20 protein-coding genes are annotated in these 22,550 nt (G+C 68.3%); 13 read left to right on the top strand and 7 right to left on the bottom strand.

The genetic code is table 11. From position 1 onward, the window contains the following. Positions 1 to 3: 3 nt before the first annotated feature. A complete protein-coding gene (locus tag VFU06_03510; GenBank protein HEU5208456.1) occupies positions 4 to 408 on the bottom strand; it encodes an MbcA/ParS/Xre antitoxin family protein in 405 nt (134 codons plus the stop codon). A 166-nt stretch (positions 409 to 574) separates the two neighbouring features. Here VFU06_03510 and VFU06_03505 point away from each other — a divergent pair, with 166 nt between their 5' ends. After that, positions 575 to 2,665: a prolyl oligopeptidase family serine peptidase gene (locus tag VFU06_03505; protein ID HEU5208455.1), complete on the top strand. Its 2,091-nt coding sequence runs from the start codon at positions 575 to 577 to the stop codon at positions 2,663 to 2,665. A 21-nt stretch (positions 2,666 to 2,686) separates the two neighbouring features. Here the strand turns inward: VFU06_03505 and VFU06_03500 are convergent, their stop codons facing one another. Then, entirely contained in the window at positions 2,687 to 3,016 is a 330-nt protein-coding gene (locus VFU06_03500; protein HEU5208454.1) for a metalloregulator ArsR/SmtB family transcription factor, read from the bottom strand. Then, positions 3,016 to 3,450, bottom strand: coding sequence for an OsmC family protein (locus VFU06_03495; GenBank protein ID HEU5208453.1), 435 nt, complete (start codon positions 3,448 to 3,450; stop codon positions 3,016 to 3,018). The genes VFU06_03500 and VFU06_03495 overlap by 1 nt, the downstream gene beginning before the upstream one ends. Before the next feature lie 124 nt (positions 3,451 to 3,574). Between VFU06_03495 and VFU06_03490 the strand changes: the two genes are divergently transcribed. From VFU06_03490 to VFU06_03470, 5 genes are all read left to right on the top strand, one after another. After that, positions 3,575 to 4,966, top strand: a complete 1,392-nt coding sequence (locus VFU06_03490) for a TolC family protein (protein HEU5208452.1) — start codon at positions 3,575 to 3,577, stop codon at positions 4,964 to 4,966. Continuing rightward, positions 4,963 to 6,042: an efflux RND transporter periplasmic adaptor subunit gene (locus VFU06_03485; protein HEU5208451.1), complete on the top strand. Its 1,080-nt coding sequence runs from the start codon at positions 4,963 to 4,965 to the stop codon at positions 6,040 to 6,042. Before VFU06_03490 ends, VFU06_03485 begins: the two co-directional genes overlap by 4 nt. A gap of 2 nt (positions 6,043 to 6,044) precedes the next feature. Further along, the gene (locus tag VFU06_03480) at positions 6,045 to 9,335 is read left to right on the top strand and encodes an efflux RND transporter permease subunit (protein HEU5208450.1); all 3,291 of its coding nucleotides are present in this window, start codon (positions 6,045 to 6,047) and stop codon (positions 9,333 to 9,335) included. Further along, complete coding sequence (locus VFU06_03475; GenBank protein HEU5208449.1) at positions 9,274 to 9,564, top strand: hypothetical protein; 291 nt, start codon at positions 9,274 to 9,276, stop codon at positions 9,562 to 9,564. The genes VFU06_03480 and VFU06_03475 overlap by 62 nt, the downstream gene beginning before the upstream one ends. 63 nt (positions 9,565 to 9,627) lie before the next feature. Beyond that, positions 9,628 to 9,864: a DUF2892 domain-containing protein gene (locus VFU06_03470; GenBank protein ID HEU5208448.1), complete on the top strand. Its 237-nt coding sequence runs from the start codon at positions 9,628 to 9,630 to the stop codon at positions 9,862 to 9,864. Between the two features lie 47 nt (positions 9,865 to 9,911). Here the strand turns inward: VFU06_03470 and VFU06_03465 are convergent, their stop codons facing one another. Further along, positions 9,912 to 10,661, bottom strand: coding sequence for a MerR family transcriptional regulator (locus VFU06_03465; protein ID HEU5208447.1), 750 nt, complete (start codon positions 10,659 to 10,661; stop codon positions 9,912 to 9,914). A 146-nt stretch (positions 10,662 to 10,807) separates the two neighbouring features. Here VFU06_03465 and VFU06_03460 point away from each other — a divergent pair, with 146 nt between their 5' ends. After that, the gene (locus VFU06_03460; protein HEU5208446.1) at positions 10,808 to 11,335 is read left to right on the top strand and encodes a hypothetical protein; all 528 of its coding nucleotides are present in this window, start codon (positions 10,808 to 10,810) and stop codon (positions 11,333 to 11,335) included. Between the two features lie 198 nt (positions 11,336 to 11,533). Further along, entirely contained in the window at positions 11,534 to 13,234 is a 1,701-nt protein-coding gene (locus tag VFU06_03455) for a L,D-transpeptidase family protein (protein ID HEU5208445.1), read from the top strand. Between the two features lie 48 nt (positions 13,235 to 13,282). On the opposite strand, the gene VFU06_03450 is transcribed toward VFU06_03455, so the two are convergent. Then, positions 13,283 to 13,936, bottom strand: a complete 654-nt coding sequence (locus VFU06_03450) for an isochorismatase family cysteine hydrolase (GenBank protein ID HEU5208444.1) — start codon at positions 13,934 to 13,936, stop codon at positions 13,283 to 13,285. A 173-nt stretch (positions 13,937 to 14,109) separates the two neighbouring features. Between VFU06_03450 and VFU06_03445 the strand changes: the two genes are divergently transcribed. Further along, complete coding sequence (locus VFU06_03445) at positions 14,110 to 16,524, top strand: TonB-dependent receptor (protein ID HEU5208443.1); 2,415 nt, start codon at positions 14,110 to 14,112, stop codon at positions 16,522 to 16,524. Between the two features lie 90 nt (positions 16,525 to 16,614). After that, positions 16,615 to 17,751: a saccharopine dehydrogenase C-terminal domain-containing protein gene (locus VFU06_03440; GenBank protein ID HEU5208442.1), complete on the top strand. Its 1,137-nt coding sequence runs from the start codon at positions 16,615 to 16,617 to the stop codon at positions 17,749 to 17,751. Positions 17,752 to 17,784: 33 nt separating this feature from the next. On the opposite strand, the gene VFU06_03435 is transcribed toward VFU06_03440, so the two are convergent. After that, positions 17,785 to 18,753: an alkaline phosphatase family protein gene (locus VFU06_03435; protein ID HEU5208441.1), complete on the bottom strand. Its 969-nt coding sequence runs from the start codon at positions 18,751 to 18,753 to the stop codon at positions 17,785 to 17,787. Between the two features lie 262 nt (positions 18,754 to 19,015). Here VFU06_03435 and VFU06_03430 point away from each other — a divergent pair, with 262 nt between their 5' ends. Genes VFU06_03430 through VFU06_03420 form a run of 3 tightly spaced genes read left to right on the top strand, consistent with a single transcriptional unit; the run spans position 19,016 to position 21,605 of the window. Continuing rightward, entirely contained in the window at positions 19,016 to 19,864 is an 849-nt protein-coding gene (locus tag VFU06_03430) for a hypothetical protein (protein HEU5208440.1), read from the top strand. Beyond that, positions 19,861 to 20,343: a phage holin family protein gene (locus tag VFU06_03425; GenBank protein ID HEU5208439.1), complete on the top strand. Its 483-nt coding sequence runs from the start codon at positions 19,861 to 19,863 to the stop codon at positions 20,341 to 20,343. Before VFU06_03430 ends, VFU06_03425 begins: the two co-directional genes overlap by 4 nt. Then, positions 20,319 to 21,605, top strand: a complete 1,287-nt coding sequence (locus tag VFU06_03420; protein HEU5208438.1) for a DUF3618 domain-containing protein — start codon at positions 20,319 to 20,321, stop codon at positions 21,603 to 21,605. Before VFU06_03425 ends, VFU06_03420 begins: the two co-directional genes overlap by 25 nt. Before the next feature lie 83 nt (positions 21,606 to 21,688). Here the strand turns inward: VFU06_03420 and VFU06_03415 are convergent. After that, positions 21,689 to 22,550: penicillin-binding transpeptidase domain-containing protein (locus VFU06_03415; GenBank protein ID HEU5208437.1), on the bottom strand; the 862-nt coding region annotated here is incomplete at its 5' end.

Genomic DNA, 22,550 nt, shown 5'->3' with positions numbered 1-22,550 from the left:
GGCTCACGGCCACCCGCCACGCTCCGCATCGAGGTAGCGCCGGACCTCGTACAGGTCCGCCACATTGCCCGACAGCATCCGATCCAGCGCCGATCGACCGCCGAACGGCAGCGCATCGTTCGGCCGGCGCACCCACGCGTCCGCAGCCTGCTCGTCCGGCAGCAGCACCTGCAACGCCTTGTAGATGCCCAGGACATAGGAGATCCGCTCCAGCACGTCGTGCGGCAGTGAGTCGGTCCCCTCCTTCTTCCACTTGAAGTAGGTCGACCGCGCAGGACTCCCCAGCAGCCGCATCTGCTCCTCCACACTCAGGTCCCACAGCGCGGCGATCCGGAAGAACGTGCGCAGGCCCGCCTGCGCCATGCGTTCCCTGGTGACATCCGGCGCCTCGACGTGCGGCAGTCCCATGGGCTCCTCCTTGGGCAGGGTGCGAGAAGGGACTATATAACCAAAATAGTCCAGTTACGGACTTTTCACAAGCGCCGCGGCGCGCCGCGCGCCGGCTGGACCTCGCATTGAGGTTCTGCGACTGCAGCGGTAGACTGGTCTGCGTTCTCCCGCTCAGGTGGTGATCATGACCCGTATTCCCGTTTTCCTGGCAGCGATGGCAATGGTGGTTCCGGCCGACCGGGCGTCGGCACAGCAGTCGGATCCGTTCCTGTGGCTCGAGGAAGTCGAGTCGCCGGAGGCACTGGACTGGGTTCGCTCGCGCAATGCGCGCACGGTGGAGGAGCTGTCCCGCAGCGCCGTGTACCAGCCGGTCCTGGACCGGGCCGCGCGCATCCTGGACTCCGAGGACCGGATCGCGATGCCGTCGATCCGGGGCGAGTACCTCTACAACTTCTGGCAGGACGCCGAGCACGAGCGTGGCATCTGGCGCCGCACGACGTGGGACTCGTACGTGAGCGGTGAGCCGGCATGGGAGACGGTGCTCGACATCGATGCGCTGGCGGAGTCCGAAGGAGTTCCGTGGGCGTGGGGCGGCTCGACCTGCCTGTCGCCGGAGTACCGCCTCTGCCTGGTCCGGCTGTCGCGCGGCGGCGCGGACGCGGTCGAGGTACGCGAATTCGACACGCACACGAAGCAGTTCGTCGATGATGGGTTCCGCCTGCCGGAGGCGAAGCAGAGCGTGGACTGGATCGACGGTAACACGCTGCTGGTCGCGACGGACTTCGGCGAAGGCAGCATGACGACGTCCGGCTACGCGCGCGTCGCGAAGGTGTGGGAACGCGGCATGCCGCTGCGCTCGGCGCGCACGATCTTCGAGGCGTCGCCGGAGGACATGGGCGTCTGGGTTGGCACCTGGGAAACGGCGGATCGCCGCTACGAGGTCGTCATGCATCGTCCGGACTTCTATACCGGGACGACGCACGTGCTGCGCGACGGCGAACTGGTAAAGATCGACGTGCCGCTGGACGCCGACCTGGACGTGCTGGGTGACCGGCTGCTGGTGCGCCTGCGCTCGCCGTGGACGGTCGGCAACAGGACGCTGCCCGCGGCGTCGCTGGTCGACATCGACGTGGACCGCTTCCTCGAGGGGGCACGTGATTTCACGGTGGTGCTGCAGCCGGCCGAGCGCGAGGCGATCGAGTCCATCGCGACGACGCGCGACTACCTGCTCGTGTCGATGCTGAACAACGTCCGGGGCGAGCTGCGCCGCTACAGCTTCGCCGATGGTTCATGGAGCTACGAGACGGTACCGGCACCGGAGATGGGCAGCATCGACGTCAGTGCGACGTCGCCCTTCACCAACCGGTACTTCTTCACCTACAGCGGCTTCACACAGCCCACCACGCTGTACCTGTCGGGCGATGAGGGCGAGGTCGGGGAAGTGCAGCGCATGCCGGAAATGTTCGACGCGAGCGGGCTCGTCGTCGAGCAGCACGAGGCGACGTCCACGGACGGCACGCGCATCCCGTACTTCATCATTCATCGCCAGGGCATGGCCCACGACGGCAACAACCCCACGCTGCTCTACGCGTACGGCGGTTTCGAGGTCCCGATGACGCCGGGCTACTCGGCAGTGAATGGGGCTGCCTGGCTGGAGCGCGGCGGCGTGTACGTCGTGGCGAACATCCGCGGTGGGGGCGAGTTCGGGCCCGCGTGGCACCGCGCCGGCCTCAAGGAGAACCGCCAGCGCATCTACGACGACTTCATCGCCGTCGCCGAAGCACTGATCGACCATGGCGTCACCAGCCCGGAGCACCTCGGCATCATGGGCGGCAGCAACGGCGGACTGCTCGTCGGCGTGGCGTTCACGCAGCGGCCGGATTTGTTCGACGCGGTCGTCGTGCAGGTGCCGCTCCTCGACATGCGCCGCTACAACCGGCTGCTGGCCGGCGCCTCGTGGATGGCGGAGTACGGCAACCCGGACGTGCCCGAGGAGTGGGCGTACATCTCGCGCTACTCGCCCTACCAGAACCTGAAGGAGGGCGTGGACTACCCGCGCGTGCTCTTCACCACGACCACGCGCGACGACCGCGTGCATCCCGGCCACGCGCGCAAGATGGCGGCGAAGATGGAGGCGATGGGGTACCCCTACTACTACTTCGAACAGACGGAAGGCGGGCACGGGAGCGGCGTGACGACGGAGCAGCGCGCGCAGATGTACGCGCTCACGTACGCCTACCTGTGGGAGCAGCTCGCAACGGAACCCGCCACCTGACGGCTCAGGCGAGCGGGGGCGTCACGCGGTTCTCAGCGATTCCGCGGTCCGCGTGACGTCCTCCTCCACCCGCGCACACATCATGTCGCACAGCCGGAACACGTCCTCGCCCCGCAACGAGTAGTACACGAACAGCTTTTCCCTGCGACGCTCCACGAACCCATGCTCGTGGAGCACGCGCAGATGCCGCGAAACGTTCGCCTGCCCGAGCCCGGTGAGTTCGATGATCTCGCTCACCGTCCGCTCGCCGTCGCGCAACACCTGCAGGATCCGCAGACGCGCGGGCTCGCCGAGCGACTTGAACCGGTCGGCGACGGCCGCCAGCAGGGGCAACCGCGCTGAGTCGATCATCAGGAAGCTCCCCCTGCCGCCGCGCCCAGAGAAACGCTGATCTCCGGTGAATGCGTGAGCGTCGCGTGCGCGGGACAGCTCACCGCGACCCGCTCGATCATCGCGTGCATCGATTCCGGCACGTCGGCCGGCAGCCGGACCTCCACATCGTAGCGGCCGATCCGCCTGGGCCGATCCTCCGCCGGCGTCGCGACCACGTCCACGCGCAGCCCGTCCGTCGGGAGCGAGCGGACCGCCAGGAACTGGTGCACGTACAGCGCGATGCACGTGCTCAGCGCCGCACCGAGCAATTCCAGCGGCATCGCGGCGCTGTCCGCACCACGACCATACTCCGGCTGGTCGGTGGCGATCTGGTGGCCCCGGATCTCCGCGACGAACCGCATCCCCCCGTCGTGCCGCGCCGTCATGACCGGCGCCTCCCTCGTGCTCCCCATGGCGTGTCCTTTCCCGTTCCGGATTGGTCCGCAGTGCAGCTCTTGCGCCCAAGTATATAATCATATAGTTATGTAATCAAGAGCGCCGGCCGGGCGCTGGGCACAGGGGATCAGGGAGAACAGGATGAACCGAAGGGCAGCACTCGCGGCTGCGTTGCTCGCGATGCTGGCGGTGCCGGGAGCGAAGGCGCAGCAGGCGCCGCTGACGCTGGGCGACGCCCTGGAGCGGGCGGACGCCGGCGCGTACGCCAACCGGATCGCGGCGGGCGAGGCGCGGGCGCAGGTCGGGGAGGGGAATCGTGCACTGCAGGGGATTCTGCCGACGCTGCGCGTCGAGTCCGGCTTTCAGCGCACGACGGATCCGATCGGCGCGTTCGGCACGAAGCTGCGCCAGCGGACGATCTCCCAGCAGGACTTCGACCCTGCGCTGTTGAACCATCCGGATGCGATCAGCAACTGGACGGGCGGCCTGGTGCTGGAGCAGCCGCTTTTCAACATGGACGCGTGGCTCGGTCGGCGGGCGGCGTCGCATGCCAACGAAGCGCGTGCGTCCGCGGCGGCATGGACGTCCGCAGCGACGCGTGTCGACGTCGTGCGCGCGTACTACGGCGCCGTGCTCGCCTCGGAACAGGTCACAACGCTGAGCGCGGCGCTGGACGCGGCACGCGCGCACGTCCGGCAGGCCGAATCGATGGTGGAGCAGGGGGTGGTCACGCGGTCGGACGGGCTGCTGGCGCGGGTGCGTGCCGGCGAAGTCGAGGCGGCGCTGATCGAGTCGCAGGGCGAAGCGGGGCTCGCGAAGCGACAGCTGGCAACGCTGCTCGGCGCGCCGGGCGACACTTCCTTTTCCCTGCCTGCTCAGCTTCCGCCTGACGAGCGCGTCGCCGCACTGAGCTTCATTGCGCCGCAGGATGAAACGACCGGAGCTCCCGCTCCGGGCGCGCGTGCGGACGTGCGGGCTGCGGAGGCGGGTCATGCCGCCGCGCGGGCCGATGTGAAGCGGACGCAGTCGCTCTGGCTGCCGCGCGTGAACGGCATGGCGCGCTACGACTGGAACTCCCCGGACAACGTGTACGGCGGCGACGAGAACTGGAGCGTGGGCGTGGTCGCGTCGTGGACCCCGTTCGCCGGTGCGTCGCAGCTCGCGCAGCTCCAGGCATCGCGCGGGCGCGAGCAGGTCGCACGGGCGCAGGCGGAGGCGGCGCGCGCGCAGGCGGCGCTGGACGTAGCGCAGCGGGAGAATGCGTGGCGGGTCGCGCTGGAGCGGATGCGCATCGCGGGCGAGGCCGTAGCGCAGAGCGTGGAAGCGCACCGGATCGTCGCGCGCAAGTACGAGGGTGGGCTTGCCACGGTCGTCGAGCTGCTCGGTGCGCAGGCAGCGGAGACGGAAGCGCGGCTGCGCCACACGCACGCACGCTACGAAGCGATCGTGAGCGCAGCGGAGCGACTGCGTTCGGCTGGACTCGATCCGGCCCTGCTGGCCGGCTGGGCACTGGACTCCCGAGGGAACCGATGATGATGAATGTCAGAGCAGGGGTGATCGTTGCCGCGGCCGGTGCCATCGTGCTCGCCGCGTGTGGCGGCGATCACGCGGAGGCGCCGGCGCAGGTCGTTGCGAGCGTACCCGAAGGCGAAGCGTACACGGTGAGCGCTGCGCCCCGGATTGCGTACCTGCACGCGGCGGGCGTGGTGCGCCCGTTCGCGGACGCCACGTTGAGCACGAAGCTGATGGGCAGCGTAACCGAGGTGCTGGTACAGGAAGGCGATGCGGTGCGCCGGAACCAGCCGCTGCTGCGCATCGATGCGCGGGATCTCGGCGCGCAGCGCCAGCAGGTGGATGCTGCGCAGGCCGAGGCACAGGCGGTCCTCGCCGAGGCGGAGCTGCACGTCAGGCGGATGCGTGCGCTGTACGAGGACGATGCAGCCCCGCGTGCGCAGCTCGACGCAGCCGAGACCGGCTACACCCGCGCGCTGGCCGGTGTTGCGGCAGCACGCGCGAGTGCGGCCGAGCTTTCGGCCGTGTCTTCCTATTCGGTGGTGCGCGCACCCTTCGACGGAATCGTGGTGCAGCGGATGGTCGACCCGGGCAGCTTCGCCGCGCCGGGGGCCCCGCTCCTGACGGTGCAGGATCCCAGCCGATTGCGCATCTCCGTCAGTGCGTCACCGGATGCGGTGCGCCAGGTGCAATCCGGATCCCGGGTCGCAGCGGACGTCGAAGGCTACGCTGTGACGGCCACAGTCGAGGGCGTGGTGCCGGGCGCCTCCGGCCTGTTCACGGTCAACGCCATCGTCGAGAACGCGGGCGCGGCGCTGCCGTCCACGGGTGCCGCGGAGCTGGCACTGCCGCAGGGCACGCGCACGACCGTCGTGGTCCCGGCGCGTGCGATCCGCCGCCAGGGCGATCTCACGGGTGTCTACCTGCGGCAGGGCGACGCCGTGCTGACGCGCTGGGTGCGCGTCGGACCGGCAGCCGCGGATTCGGTCGAGGTGCTCGGCGGATTGCGTGACGGTGACGTAATCATCGTTCCGAGTGGCGCAGGCTCGACGCCCGGACCGGATGCGGCGGTGTCGAGCGCTGCGGGCGTGAGGTAGGCATGGGCATCGCCGGAAGAGTTGCGCAGGCGTTCCTGCGCTCGAAGCTCACGCCGCTGGTCACTCTCGCCTCGCTCGCGGTCGGTGCCGTCGCGGTGATTGCGACGCCGCGCGAGGAGGAGCCACAGATCTCGGTACCGATGATCGACGTGATCGTCGGCATGCCGGGCGCAACGCCGCGCGAGACGGAGAACCTGCTCGCCCGCCCGATCGAGCAGCGCATGTGGGAGATCCCCGGCGTCGAGTACGTCTACGGCATGGCCGGTGACGGCTACTCGATGACGACCGTGCGCTTCAAGGTGGGCGAGGACCAGGAGGAGAGCGTGCTGAAGGTGCACGCCAAGCTGGCGTCGGTCATGGACGAGGCGCCGGCGGGCGCCACGCAGCCCATGGTGAAGCCGCACTCTATCGACGACGTCCCGATCCTCACGCTCACTCTGCATTCGGAGGCATACAGCTCGAACGAGCTGCGCCAGATCGCGGCGTACCTGCAGGACGAGATCAGGACGTTGCCGGACATCGCGCAGACGGAGGTCGTCGGCGGCAACGCGCGCCGGATCTCGGTGCAGATCGACGCCGCGCGCCTCGCGGCGCACGGTGTCACTGCCGGCGAAGTCGCGATGTCGCTGGAAGGTGCGAACGCGCGACTGCAGGCGGGTGAGCTGGCGACGGGCAACGAAGTACTGCGCATCGACGTGGGCGCGCCGCTCGAGACGGTGGCCGACGTCGGCAGCGTGGTCGTCACGGCCCGGATGGGTGCGCCCGTGTACGTCCGCGACGTCGCGAGTGTCACGATGGACTACGGCGAGACGGACAGCTACGTCACGCACACCGGTGCGGACGGCGCAACCACCAGCGCGGTGACGATCAGCGTATCCAAGCGCCCGGGCGCCAATGCGACGAAGGTGGCCGAGGCCGCGCTCGCCCGCGTGGAGCAGGCGAAGGAGCGCCTGCTTCCGGCGGACGTGCAGGTCGCGGTCACGCGCAACTACGGAGAGACGGCTGCGGAAAAGGCCGGCGAGCTGATCCTGCACCTCGCAATCGCCACGGTTTCGGTGACACTGCTGATCTGGCTGTTCCTGGGCTGGCGTGAAGCGCTGATCGTGCTCGTCGCCGTCCCGGTCACGCTGGGCCTGACGCTCTTCGTCTACTACGCGATGGGCTACACGCTGAACCGCATCACGCTCTTCGCGCTCATCTTCTCCATCGGCATCCTGGTCGACGACGCGATCGTGGTCGTCGAGAACATCTACCGGCACATGCAGATGGGAGACAGGACGCCCGAGGTGGCGGCAGTGGAGGGCGTCGAGGAGGTCGGCAACCCGACCATCCTGGCGACCTTCACCGTGATCGCCGCCATCCTCCCGATGGCGCTGGTGTCCGGCATGATGGGGCCGTACATGCGGCCGATTCCGGTGGGTGCGTCCGTGGCGATGCTCGCTTCGCTCGCCGTTGCATTCATCGTGACGCCGTACCTGGCGCTCCGCCTGCTGCGCGGGCATGTGCAGCACGCGCACGGCGCGGCACCGGCGGGAGCGCCAGGACAGCAGCGAGGCGCGGGTCACACGGAGAAGGAATCAGGGTTCGCGCGCTTCTACGGCGGCATCATGTCCCGCCTGATGGAGAGCGGTCGCCGGCGCAACACGTTCTACGCTGCAGTGGTCGGGCTGCTGTTCCTGTCCGTCGGCATGCTCTTCGTGCGGCTGGTGCAGGTCAAGATGCTGCCGTTCGACAACAAGAGCGAGTTCCAGGTCATCCTGGACCTGCCCGAGGGCACCACGCTGGAGATGACGCAGGCTGCGGCGCAGGATATCGCGGCGTACCTCCACACCGTCCCGGAAGTCGACAACACGCAGGTGTACGCGGGCATCGCGGCACCGTTCAACTTCAACGGCCTGGTGCGCCACTACTTCATGCGCCGGGGCGCGAACGTCGCCGACATACAGGTGAACCTGGTCGAGAAGCACGCGCGCGACCGGCAGAGCCATGCGATTGCGGTGGACGTGCGGCCCGGTGTCGAGGAGATCGCGGCCGGGTACGGTGCACGTGCCAAGATCGCCGAGATCCCGCCGGGCCCGCCGGTGCTGTCCACGCTGGTCGCCGAGATCTACGCCCCGGATGACGAGACGCGTGTCGAGGCCGCTCGCGAGGTGCTCGCGATCTTCGAGAACACGCCCGGCGTCGTGGACGTGGACTGGACCGTGGAGGATCCGCAGGCCACACGCAGGTTCGCCGTCGATCGCAGCGTCGCGGCGCGCGCCGGCGCGAGCGTCGAGCAGATCACGCAGACACTCTACCTGGCGCTCTCCGGGCACAGCGCGGGTATCGCGCCGTCGGTCGATGCGCGGGAGGGCACCGCCATCGTTCCGCGTCTGCCGCTCGCGAATCGCTCGTCGGTCGAGGCGCTGCTCGCACTTCCGATTGCCACGGCCATGGGACCGCAGCCACTCGGGCGCTTCGTGCGCGTCGAGCAGGGCGTGCGCGAGAGCAGCCGCGTGCGCAAGAACCTGCGTCCGGCGATCTACGTGACCGGCGACGTCGCAGGCGCGATCGAGTCGCCTGTGTACGCGATCCTCGACATGAACCGGAAGCTCGACGAGGTCAGGGTCGACGGCGCGGAGATCGAGCGCTACAACGCGGTGCTGCCCGATCGGCTGGACGAGCTCGCCATGAAGTGGGACGGCGAGTGGCAGGTCACCATCGAGGTGTTCCGCGACCTGGGCCTCGCGTTCGCCGGCGTGCTGCTGCTGATCTATGCGCTGGTCGTCGGCTGGTTCCAGTCGTTCAAGGTGCCGCTCGTCATCATGGCGCCGATCCCGCTCACGCTGATCGGGATCCTGCCCGGCCATGCGATCAGCGGGGCGTTCTTCACGGCGACGTCCATGATCGGCATGATCGCACTCGCCGGCATCATCGTCCGCAACTCGATCCTGCTGGTCGACTTCATCCAGCTCGCGCAGGCGCGCGGGCGCTCGCTGCGGGATGCCGTCATCGAGGCCGGCGCCGTGCGCTTCCGCCCCATCGCACTGACCGCCGCCGCGGTCGTGGTCGGAGGGCTCGTGATGGTGCTCGATCCGATCTTCCAGGGGCTGGCTGTCGCCCTGATCAGCGGGGCCGTCGTGGCCACGCTGCTGACCATGATCGTCGTGCCGCTGCTCTACTGGGAGCTCGCGCGACGTGAAGAAAACGAGGAATACGTCGGCCGTCACACGGCAGGCGGGGGAGGCTCACATGAAGCTGCTGCTGATCATCTACAGCGGGTCGAACTCACGGCTGGTGCCGCAACTGCTTGAGTCGCACCAGGCGGGCGGCTACACGCGCCTGGAGCCCGCCCACGGTGCGGGCGAGACCGGCCGGCGCGAGGGCACCCGTGCCTGGCCGGGCAGCGCCGACGTGTACTTCAGCATCGTGCCCGCGGAGCGCGTGCCGCAGCTCACGACGGCGATACGCGAGGAGGCGAGTGTCCTCGGGGACGGGGAACGGCTGCATCTGGCCGTGCTTCCCACGGAGACGTTCGTCTGATGACTCGCAACGACACACCCGGCAGCGGGTGCAACTGTCCGCTCATTTTCGAGGAGTCGTACCATGTGTGATGATCGCATCATCCGCCGGTTTGCCGGAACATTCATCCTGATCGGTGCCGCGCTGAGCTGGTGGCACAGCCCCGCCTGGCTGCTGTTCGTCGCCTTCGTCGGCGCCAACCTGCTGCAGTCCAGCTTCACGGCGTTCTGCCCGCTCGAACGGATGCTCGGAAGACTGGGCGTGGCGGGTTGCACGCCGAAACACGTGGAGCAGCAGGCGGAGCACTCGCGGGCGGCATGACAGGACGGCGTGGCGCGCCGCGAGTGCGACGCGCCACACCGAGCTTCTTACTTCAGCCCCGCACGACGATTGCAGTACAGGTTCATCGCCTGCTGCAGGAACTCCGGCATCCGCTCGTCCATGCGCGCGAAGGTGGCGCGGAACCGCGGGTCCGTGACGTACAGGTCGCCCAGTCCGCGGAATGCGTCATCGCCGCAGTCCCAGAACATGTTCACGTTCTCGTGCAGCCGCGCGACGGCCGCCTGCACGCGCGCTGAACCGGTGCCTTCGTCCATGGCATCGAGGATGGTCGCGAAGGTGTCCTCCTGCTCGGCGAGGATGCGCTTCTGCTCTTCCGGCGAGCGGGCGTTCCACCGCCGGGTGGATTCGTCCACGATGTCAGCGCCCCACCGCTGACGCGCCTCCTCCTCGTACTGCGTGTTGTCGAATCCCTCGAACAGCTTCTCGTCAGCCATCGGCGTTCTCCTCTCCAGGTGGTCCACCGTGTTCTCGATCGTGCGGAGCAGGGCGTCGATCCGCCCACGACGCTCCTGCAGCAGCTCGCGCTGCCGCCGCAATGCCTGGAGCAGGTCGTACTTCGGATCGTCCAGCAGTGCACGGATCTCGTCCAGCCGGAAATCCAGCGCGCGGTAGAACAGGATCTGTTGCAGCCGCAGCAGGGATGCGTGCTCGTACCGCCGCTCCTCGTTGTTGCGATCGGCGCGGCCGGCCGGCAGCAGTCCGATGGTGTCGTAGTAGCGCAGCGTGCGGGTGCTGACGCCGGCCAGCTCGGCCAGCTCCTTTACCGTGTATTGCATCGGTTCTCCTCCAGGCGGACCTACCCTACAGCATGACGCTGCGTAAGGCTCAAGGGGCGTGGGTTGAGCCGGTTCATCCGGTCCCCGGAAATCTGCCCTGGCGCGAGGAAACAGCGCTGTCGCGCCTCGAGCGGAGGTCCGCTATCATGCGCAGCATGAGCTCGCATGGGGAACCGGAGCCGGCACGTGCCCGCCCGGACGCGGCGTCCACCCCTGAACCCGGACCCTCGTTTGCCCGCGCAACCGAACCCTCGCGCGCGCGCTTCCTGTTCTGGCTCTGCCTCGCCGTCAGCTGGGTGATCCTGCTGCCGTTCCTGTGGTCCGCCGTCACCACGCTGCCATCGCCCGAGCGGCTGGACCAGTCCCGCACCGTCGCGATCCCCACACTCGGCAGCTTCCTGCGCGTCATGGCAGTGAGTGCCGCCGAGCTGGTGGCCGCACTGCTGATCATCTGGCCCGCATGGAGGAGTGCGTACACGCTGCGGCTCTTCGGTGCCGCCGCCCTGCTGGGCATGTGGTTCGTCTTCAGCGCACCGATGAGCCTGACGCGACTGGAGTGGGTGCATCGACGCTGGCTCGCCCTGCTTGCATTCCTGCAGTTCGCGGCGGGTGTGTACCGGCTCGTGCGGGGGTGGACGGCGAAGCGGCGCGCCCGGCGTCAGACCACATCGTAATAAGCGACTTGCCTGACGGACGCGGCCGGAAGGCGTAACCCCGGCACCGGCGTGGCAGCTCTGCTTGCCCGACGCAAGCAGAACGATGGCCATGCAACCCACATGTCACGTCCGGCACGCCCTGTGCACTCATCGCCCTCGGAAAAGGACATTTTTCCGTCACGGACGCGCTGCGCCGGGCGGTCGCGAGTGAGAGACATGAAGAATCCGATGATCAAGGCAGTGCGGGCGGTGTCGGCGGCGCTGCTGCTGCTGGCCACGGCGGCGTGCGGGGATCCGAGCGGGGAGCCGAGCCCGGAGATCGAGGCGATCGTCGCGAACGCGGACGGGCCTGTGACGATCCGGCTGCCGGATGGGGACACGCTCATCCTGAGTGAGCCGGTGATCCGGTTCTACCGGGAGCGCGGGTACCTGCAGGCGTGGACGGACTACGACGAGATCCTGGATCGGGGGTGGCAGCTCCTGAAGGTCATGGAGAACGCGGGCCAGGACGGGCTGGATCCGGCACGCTACCGCTTCCCGGTGGCGCTCAGCATGGTGCAGCAGGTGGAGGAGGACTCGCTCGAGGAGGCGCAGGAGCCCGGCCACATGGCGGGAGTGGATCTCGTGCTGTCGGAGGTGTTCGGCCGGTATGCGAACCACCTCGTCGGCGGTGTGCTCGAGCCGTCTGCATCGGGGCTCGACTGGGAGATCCCCAAGGACTCGGTGGATACGTATGCGCTGCTGGTGCGGCTCGCCGGAGACGAGGACCCGGCCGCGATCATCGAGTCGCTGCGCCCGGAAGCGCCGGAGTACCACCTGCTGATGGACCAGCTCGCCCGGTACCAGCGCATCGTGCGCGAGGGTGGCTGGCAGGAGGTGAGCGACGACATCCCGACGGAGATCGGGGCGAGCGCAGCAGGCGTGGTCGGGCTGCGCAACCGGCTGATCAGGGAGGGTCATCCCGACGAGGCGCGGCTTGCGCAGCATGGCGCCGCTGCGCCGAACGTCTATGACGACAGCCTGGCGGCGGCCGTCGAGAACTTCCAGGTGCGGCATGCCCTGCAGCCGGACGGGCGCGTGGGCGCATCCACGCTGGAGCAGCTCAACGTGTCTGCGGAGGAGCGTGTACAGCAGATCGTGCTCAACCTCGATCAGTGGCGCTGGCTGCCGCAGGACCTCGGGGACAGCTACATCCTCGTGAACGTGGCGGGATTCGAGCTCGAGTACATCAAGAACGACAGTGTTGCGCTGGCGATGAACGTGGTCGTCGGCCAGGAAGGCTGGGAGACGCCGATCTTTGCGGACACGATGGAGCACCTCGTCGTGAATCCGTACTGGAATGTGCCGGCATCGATCAAGAACGAGGAAATCATTCCCGCGATCCAGCGCGATCCCGGATACCTGGAACGCAACAACATGGAAGCGCTGTCGGGCAACAGCGTCGTGCCGGCGAGCTCGCTGAACTATGGCAACCTGGAGGCGTACAGCTTCCGGCAGAGGCCCGGCTCCAGGAACGCGCTCGGTGCGGTCAAGTTCCTGTTCCCGAACGACAACAACATCTACCTGCACGACACGCCGGCGGACCAGTACTTCTCCGCCCACAGCCGTGCGTTCAGCCACGGGTGTATTCGACTGGAGAAGCCGCTCGACCTCGCCCGCATGCTGCTCGACGACGTTACCGCAACGCCCTCGACGCAGCTGGACGCGTTGCTGGCGCGGGACTCCGAGCAGTGGATCAACGTGACGGAAGTGCTGCCCGTCTACATCCTGTACTTCACCGCCTGGGCGGGCCGTGACGGGTCGATGCGATTCTACCCGGACATCTACGAGCGCGACCGCCGACTCGAGGAACAGGTGGAGCAGGAGCTGCGGATGGACTCCACGGCTCCGCGCCGGGTCGCACGAGGCGGCGGCTGAGCGCGCGTTCGCACACACGCATCTCCGCAGCGGCAGAGCAGCGCAGGCCTATCGTTCCTGCGCCTCCGCTGCAGGCTCCTCCTTCAACGCGGCCGGGTCGAGCTCGTCCGAGCGGACCAGGCGCGCCTTGAGCACGCGCTCACAGTACGCGAGCGCGTGCTCGTTCTCGTCGGGGTCGATCGAGGCGGTACAGTCCACGGGGATCAGGATCTCGTAGTCCCGCATGTAGGCATCGTTCGCGGTCAGCTTCACGCAGATGTCGCCGGTGATGCCGGTGAGGATGAGGCGGCGCACGCCGAGATAGCGCAGCAGCGTCTCGAGTGTGGTCTCGAAGAAGGCGGAGTGCTTCGGCTTGAGCACGAAATAATCATTGCCGGCCGGCTCCAGCAGCTCGGCGAGTGGCTGGCCGCGTACGCCGTCGTGCAGGACCCGGTCCACGACCTGCCGGAAGTCGGAGCGCCAGCGCCCGAAGTTGTCGTTCGCGTAGATCACCGGCACGCCGGCCTCCTGACAGCGTGTCCTGAGCGCGGCGGTGCGCCGCGCCGCTTCGATGGCCCGCTGCTCCAGCCGCTCGCCGCCGTCGAACTCGAGATCGTTGATCATGTCGATGATCATCAGTGCGACCGCGGACTTGTCGGGCGCATTGCCATGCAGATCGCTGTTCAGGTCGGGCATATCGCTGCGCGGTTGGCGAAGTTTCATACTCCTGCAGAGCCAGTCGCGTGCACGCGCCGTGCCTGATCCTGCGCTGCTGCTGATGTCGCTACCACAACACTTTGCCGCGTCGGCGCGTCTATACGTGGACGACCGGGCGCCACTGTGGAGCTACGGCGCCTCACTGCGAAGCAGTCCAGATGCAGCCAAACCCACGAACAATGCGCTTTCTTCTCCTTGCAGGTCTCTTTCTGCTGGCAGCCTCTCCTGTGCGCGCCCAGGATGCGACGCTGATCCGCGGCACCGTGCGGGCGGCGGACACGCAGCGGCCGCTGCCCATTGCGGACGTCGTCATCAGGAGCGCGGCGGATACGACACAGGTGGTGGCGACCGCGCGCACGCTGCCGAACGGCATGTTCCGAGTGGCGGGCGCACCGGCCGGCACCTACCTGGTGCAGGCGCTGTTCGTGGGCTACTCGCCCGCGAGCCAGCGCATCACCCTCGCAGCAGGCGACACGGTGGACGTCGGCGTGCTCGAGCTGCCGGTGTCGGCGATCGCGCTGGAGGGTGTGACCGTCGCGACCGAGCGTGCACCGGCGACATTCGCGCCCGATCGCACGATCTACAGCACGCAGGACATGCCGGTCGCTTCCGGCGGCGTCGCGACGGAAGTGCTGCGCAGCATTCCGGAGCTCGAGGTCGACATCGACGGTGCGGTCCAGCTTCGTGGCAGCTCGCCGGAGATCTACCTGAATGGTCGTCCGGCGCCGATGCAGGGTGAAGCCCTGTCGGTCTTTCTGCAGCAGTTCCCGGCGGACCGCATCGAGCGGGTGGAAGTGATACCGAGCCCCTCGGCGCGCTACGACGCAGAAGGCGCGGGCGGCATCGTGAACATCGTGCTGAAGGAGGACGTCGACCTTGGCCTGAGCGGCAGTGTGTTCGCGAATGCCGGTACGCGCGGCGAGGTGGGTGGTGGCGGCCGGCTCGCGATGCAGCGCGGCCCGCTGACGCTGTTCGGCGGCGCATTCGCCCGCTACTCGAACAATGACGATACGAGCTTCGACCTGCGCAAGAACCTGGTCACGACACCGGAGACGTTTCTGCGCCAGGACTCGCACAACGAGAGCGAAGGCCTGTCCGGCAGCGTCGACCTCACGGCGGAGTACGAGCTCACGGACAACAGCCTCCTGTGGGTGGAGGGCCGCGTGAGCCGTTTCGGCTTCGATCGCGACGCCGTGACCACGACGACACAGATGGACGCGGACAGCGTGCCCACGCAGCAGTACACGCGCACGTCGATCCGTGACTCACGCCGTAGCAACGCCAGGGGGACGCTCGGCTTCCGCTGGGCACCGGACCCGCGCAACCACGAGCTTTCGATCGAGCTGGAGGCGGACCGCGGCGGCAATGACCAGGATGACGACGTCGAAACCCTTCTCGAGCTGGCGGATCCCGATGCGCCGATCACGCCGGCCGACCTGACGCTGCTCACGCTGGAGGAAGCGGAGCGGGAGCTGTCGGCCCGGCTCGACTACACCCGGCCACTGGGCGAGGAGGGGCAGCTGGAGATCGGGGTGCGCAGTGAGCTGGAGACACTGGACGAGGAGCGGCTGCTGGAGCTCATCGATGACGGTACCGCGGACGTGAGCCAGACCGGCTTCGAGCACCGCGAGCTGTTCAACTCGATCTACGGCACCGTCACGAGGCGATTCGGCCGCTTCGGTGCGCAGGTCGGCCTGCGCGCGGAGCGTGCCGACACGCGCTTCACTCTGCCCGATGGAGAGAGTTTCGAGAACGATTACGCGAGCCTCTTCCCGAGTGCGAACATCAGCTACGAGCTGAGTGAAGGCACGCAGGCGCGGCTGTCGTACACGCGCCGGATCCGGCGGCCGCGCTCGCACATCCTGAACCCGATCGACGACTCGACGGACCCGCTCAACCGAACGATCGGCAACCCGTACATCGAGCCGCAGTACACCAACAGCTTCAGCCTGGACCTCAGCCGCACCGCGCGCTGGGGCACGCTCCGCCTGTCGCCGTACTACCGCAGCACGGAGAACGACTGGGCGCAGATCAAGACCGTCGATGCGGACGGCGTCTCGACGGTCACCTGGGAGAACGTCGCGTCCCAGGAGTCGTACGGCGCATCGCTCACCGCATCACTGCGGCCGATTGGCGGCTGGGGCGGCTTCGCCAGCCTGAGCATGAACCGCGAGGATCGCGACGCCAGCAACCTCGCCGCGACCTATTCGGGCACGTCGACGCGGATGTCCGTGCGCGCGAACATCAACGGTGCGCTGACCAGCACGCTGAGCGCGCAGATGATGGTGTCGTACACACCGGCGCGTGACGTGCCGCAGGGCCGCATCGGTGCGCGCACCATGATGCACATGGGGCTGCGCCAGCGCTTCTTCGACGGCAAGGGCTCGATCAACGTCAGCGTCATGGATCCCTTCGACCTCTGGAATTCCGAGTTCGTGACTAGGGACCCGACACACGTGCAGATCGGCCGCAGCGAGTTCAGCATGCGCCGGGCGACGATCGGGATCTCGTGGGCGTTCGGCAGGCAGCCCGAATCGGAGCGCAACCGGCAGATGGAGGAGGAGGACGTCGCACCCGAGCCGGTCATCCGCTGAGCGGCGTTTGCTTCCTTCGGAGAGCACGCTACAATCCCGGGCGGCGGCCAGACTGGTCGCCGCCCGTTTCTTCCTCCAGCCCGGACTCGCATGCGAATCACGGTTCTCGGCGCCGGCCGTGTCGGCCGCGCGATCATCAAGGACCTCGCCGTGGACGGCACGTTCACGGTCAGGGCGGTCGATGTCGCGGCCAGCTCGCTCGCCCCGCTCCAGGGACTCCGCAACGTGGAGTGCGAGCGGGCCGATCTTTCGCGCGGCGAGGAAATCGACCGGGTGATTGCGGACGCGGACCTGGTCGTGGGCGCGGTGGCCGGACACATGGGGTATGCGACGCTGGAGCGCGTGCTGCGGGCACGTCGCAACGTCGTCGACATCAGCTTCTTCGATCGCGATCCCTTCGAGCTGGACGCGCTTGCGCGTGAACAGGGCGTCACCGCCATCGTCGACTGCGGCGTTGCGCCCGGCTGCAGCAACCTGATCCTCGGGCGCATGGAACGCCTGCTCGACGAGGTCAGCCGCTTCTCCTGCTGCGTGGGTGGCCTGCCCGTGCAGCGCCGCTGGCCGTACGAGTACCGCGCGCCGTTCTCACCGATCGACGTGATCGAGGAGTACACGCGACCGGCACGATTCCGCCGCAACGGCCAGGAGATCACGCTGCCGGCTCTGTCGGAGCGCGAGCGCATCGAGGTGGCGGGCGTCGGCACGCTGGAGGCGTTCAACACGGACGGCCTTCGAACTCTGCTCACGACGTCGCAGACCCCGACCATGATCGAGAAGACGCTGCGCTACCCGGGCCACGCGGAGCTGATGGAGGTGCTGCGCGAGACCGGTTTCTTCCGCACGGACTTCGTGAAGATCGGGGGTACTGCCGTGCGACCGCTGGAGGTCTCGGCGAAGCTGCTGTTCGCCGCCTGGGAGTTCACGCCCGGTGAGGAGGACCTGACGGCCATGCGCGTGGAGGTGGAGGGTGTGCGCGCCGGGCGTCGTGTGCTGCACACCTTCCAGATGCTGGACCGCTACGACCGCGCAACCCAGACGACGTCCATGGCACGGACCACGGGATACACCTGCACCAGCGCGGTGCGCATGGTGGCGGCAGGACTGTACAGGCGCCCGGGTATCTCGCCGCCGGAGTTTGCAGGAGCCGATCAGCGCTGCTACGACTTCATCATGACGGGACTGCGCGAGCGTGGCGTCGTCTTCGAGGAGACCGTCACGGAGCTGTAGCGGACCAGCGCGTTGGGCGTGGTGCAGGATCGCTCATGGATGGCTGCCGGCACCGGCGACAGAGTCCTGCGCAACTGTCTCGGCGGTCGCCGCTTCGAAGGCCTCGCGCACGGGCCGCCCCGCCAGTGACGCGTCGATGCGGATGCCGAGCAGCCAGAGTGCGGTGGGTCCGGTGTCGAAGACCCTGACCTGCGAGCGCAGCTCGCCGCTTCCACGCACACCCTTGCCTGCCACGATCCAGGGGATGTGCACGTCGACCGGGTCGGGGCCGGTGTGATCGCGGCCGTGTCCGCCATGGTCCGCGGTCACGATGAGCGTGTACTCGCCCACCCCGTATGCACTGTCTGCAACCGTGATGATCTCCTCGAGTGCATCGTCCGCCCTCGCAACCGCATTGCCGTAGAACGGCGTCATCCAGCCGGTGATATGGCCGATGTAGTCCGGATCGCCGATGTGCACGAACAGCAGGTGCGGCTTCTCCTCCCGCAGCAGCGCTCGCACGTCCTCGTGGACGTCACCCCCGAGCATTCCCATCAGCCCTCCGACGGGGCGCTGCACGTAATCGTAGCCGCTGCCGCTCGCGAGCATCTCCATCTTCGGCTTGCTGAAGAATGCGGCGGTGACCAGGCCATGCCGGCGAGCACGCTCGAAGATCGTCGGCACCGACAGCACCGAGTCAGACAGCGGCTCGTTCCAGGAGACGCCGTGCTGCTCGAGGGATGCGCCCGTGAGCATGGACGTGTGTGCCGGCAGTGTCTTGCTGGGCACCACTGTCCGCGCGCGCAGCGTATAACGGCCGGTAGCAACCAGCCGCTGCAATGTCGGCGCATCGTAGCGGGCGATCGCGTCGGGGCGCAGTCCGTCGATCGATACGATCACGACGTGTCGGCTGAGCCCCGGCGTGAGCGCCTCGGCGACCGTCTGGATCGGACCGCCCACACGTCGGATGATCGTGGGTCGCAACCACTCGATCGCGATCAGTCCGACGAGCAGCCCGATCATCACCGCGACAACTGCCAGTGCGGCGCGGCGACGCCGATGTCCTCCATTCTCCCCTGATTGCATACGCACAGGCGTGGGCATGATCGGTGCCGCACTGCGCGCACTTCTGCCAGCGTCCCGTGCCTGGTCCCACTGCAGCTGCATTCATTGGCGGGCATGCGCCTTGCGCTATATCCATCACAACGTACAGGCGACCTGTAGCAGGGGCCGCGGCGCGGAGCCGCGGCCCTTTTTCTTCAGGATCAGTTCCGAAGGAGGGCGTATGGACCGATCCAGCACCGGCGAGACGGGAAACGACGAGCGTTTTGCCGCTTCCGCGAACCGGTCATCGATGGAATCGCGCGCGGACAGCACGAAAGCAGTCGAGCAGGTTCGCGACACGGTGAAGGAAGAGCTGCGCTCGGCGGGCGCTGACGTGCAACGCCGGGCCGCGGACAACGTGAACCGGCAGAAGCATCGCGTGGCGGATCGTCTCGATTCGATCGTGCATGCATTGAACGCGGCGCGCAACTCGCTCCAGGACGATGACCAGGGGCAGCTCGCGAGCTACGTCGGTGATTTGACGAGCCAGGTCGAGCGCAGCACCGGCTACCTGCGCAACAACGACTACGGCGCGATGATGCGCGACATGGAAAACCTCGCGCGCAACAACACCGGCGTCTTCCTCGGCAGCACGTTCGTGGCCGGCCTGGCGATGGGGCGTTTCCTGCGCGCCTCCGAGCCCGATGACGGGGAGCTGCAGGGTGACGAGTGGCGCCGCCAGGCCGCGGGCGGTCGCTCCTTCGCGGGCGAGCCGGGCGGCAGCTACGGCGGCGGAGGCATGTCGGACGAGGCGTACCGACGGAACACCGAGGCGACGTCCTACCGCAGCCAGGCGACCAGCCGCAGCCCCTCACGTCCGGTCACCAGTGACTTCAGCGCGTCCCGCCCCGGCGGCGCGTCGCTCGGTGGTGCCGATACGACGTACGGAGCCAGCGGTTTCCAGGCGAACACGTTCAGCACCTCAGCCGATCGCGGGATGCAGCGCGACCCGGGCGTCGACCGCGAGACCGGCACGCAGTCCGACCGCGGCACCGGCCAGGATCCGGACAGCCAGAGGGGGAACCGATGAGTACCACCCCGTACGGCGGCTCCATCGGCTCGCCGACCGACGGTGCGCGCATCCCGGTCCAGCGCACGACCGTGCGCGACGAGCGCTCCATCGGCCAGCTGTTCAAGGAGCTGCAGAGCGAGTCCAGCACGCTCGTGCGCCAGGAAGTGGAGCTGGCCAAAGCCGAGGTCATGGAGAGCGTCAGGTCGTATGCGCGCAGTGCTGTGAGCATGGCGATCGGCGGAGCCCTGCTGCTGGCGGCGCTCTTTGGCGTGCTCTGGACGATCAACATGGCGTTGACCGCACTGCTCGAGGACGCCGTCGGGCTCGAGAACGCCGTCTGGCTCTCGCCGCTCATTCTGTCGGCGGTGATCGCCATCATCGGCTACTCGATGGTGAAGGGCGCCAGCAACCGCATGCGCGAGGAGTCCCTCGTGCCTCGTCGGACCACGGAAACTCTGAAGGAAGAGAAGCAATGGCTGAAGAACAGACACGCATGAGCGATCCCGACTCGGGCAACCGCTCGCCCGACGAGATCCGCAGGGACATCGAGCGCACACGGATGGACCTGCACGAGACCGTCGACGCGATCGAGCGCCGGCTGACGCCCGGCGAGCTGTTCGACGAGTTCTGGGGGCGTATGCGCAGCGGCAGCGGCGGCGCCGGCGAGGTGGTGAAGGATCACCCGGTCCCGATCGCGCTCATGGGACTGGGCCTCGGCTGGCTCGCCATCGAGAAGGCGACGGGTCGTGACCAGAGCACGCGCCGGCATGAGGACGGACCCAGCGTCGAATGGACGCCGGACGACTCGATGGAGTGGGAGGACAACAGCCCGGGGCGCATGGAGCGGATCCGGGACACCGCCTCGTCACTGAAGGACAGCGCATCGCACCTCGGCGAGCGCGCATCGGATGCGGGCCATCGCATGGGCGATGCAGCGTCGTCGGCGGGCCAGCGCGTGAGCGAGACCGCATCACACGCCAGGGATCGCGCGCGTGAGACCGCGGAGCATACGAAGGAGCGTGCCCGCAGCACGGCTCGACGCGCGCAGGACCAGTTCGAGCGCATCCGGCACGAGCAGCCGCTCGCGCTCGGAGCGATCACCTTCGGTCTCGGGCTCGCCGCCGGGATGATGGCACCGACCACGCGCTGGGAGGACGAGCACATCGGGCCGGCCAGCGACAGCCTCAAGGACACCGCGCGGGAAACGGCGGGCGAGGTGAAGGAGGTCGCACGCGAAGTCGCCGGTGAGGCGAAGCAGGTCGCACGCGAGGCGAAGGACAGCATCGAGGAGTCCGCGCGCGAAACCGAGGGGCATAGCATCGGTGAGCGGATCGGTGATGCTGTCGACCGGGCGAAGGAAACGGCCATGCACGCAGCGAGCGAGCACAACATCGATCGTGAGGGGTTGCGCGATCGTGGCCGGGAGATCGCCGGTCACGCCCGCGACAGCGTGCGTGAAGCGCGTGACGAGATGCGGGGCGAGCAGCAGCGCACGACTGGAATGGCCGCGAGCAGTGGCTCACGCCCATCGGGCGAAGTGAGCGGCACCGGCGGAGCTGGCCGAACGAGCGCGACCGGCGGCACGTCGTCCTCGCAGCAGCGCGTGGGTGATACCGACTGGTCGCGGGCGGAGGGGATGCGCGGCAGCGGGCGCACCCAGGACACGACGGATCGTTCGAGCGGCACGAGCGATCACAGCTCGTCGCAGCAGGGTGATCGACCGGATCGCACCGGTCGCGACGATCAGTCGCGGCGCTGAACCACGCAGGTCGTGGATACGCGGACGGCCGTCCATCCCTTGCAGGGTGGGCGGCCGTCGCGCTTTCGGATTACCGTGGCGAGCTAGTTGCCGCGCCTCGACCGGCGCTCCAGGTCGCGGCTGCGTCGCTCCAGGAACTCGCGGATCTCCTCCTCGCGGTCGCGCAGGATCTCCTCCCGCTCACGCGCAATCTCTTCCATCTCCCGCTCGAGCTCGCGCATCTCCTGCTCGCGCTGCGTACGGCGATCGTACGAATCGTTGTCCCGCGAGCCGCGTCGCTCCGAGCGGCGGGCACGCTCCAGCTCGCGCGCGATCTCGCGACGCGCGTCCTCCAGCTCCCGACGATCCTCGGCGGAGAAGAGCCCGCCGATCGCGCCCCAGATGTCGTCGTACCAGCGACGCGGCTGCGGGCAGCGCGCTTCGGGCAGGTGATCGCGCAGGAAGATCTCCCGCTCCGCATAGCCCCAGCGCGAGCGGCAGCCGTCGGCGAGGAGGAGGCCCGATTCGGGATCGATGTAGGCTTCGACCACGCGCTCCGGGCGTTGCCACGGCGCAGGCGTGTCGCGATTTGCCTGGACGCGCGCCATCATCCGGCCCCAGACCGGGGCGGCCAGCCCGCCACCCGTCGCGGCGCTGCTGATCGGAGAGGGCGTGTCGTATCCGATCCAGACACTGCCGACCAGCTCGGGCGTGTAGCCGACGAACCAGGCGTCCGTCGCGTCACTGGTCGTGCCGGTCTTGCCGGCAACGGGCCCCCGGACCCCGGCCGCCCGCACCGCGGTGCCGGTGCCGCTGTCCACCGCGTCGCGCAGAATGTCCGTCAGGATGTATGCGACGCCCGGGTCCATGACCTGTGCGCGCGCGACCTCCGTCTGCCAGAGCACGTTCCCGTTCTCGTCCTCGACACGCGTGATGAAGCGCGGGCGCGTGGCCGTGCCCAGCGTT

This window comes from Longimicrobiales bacterium (genome assembly GCA_035764935.1).
GTDB lineage: Bacteria > Gemmatimonadota > Gemmatimonadetes > Longimicrobiales > RSA9 > DASTYK01.
Note: the sequence above shows the minus strand (reverse complement) of the source record. Positions and strands in the feature narration are given on the sequence as shown.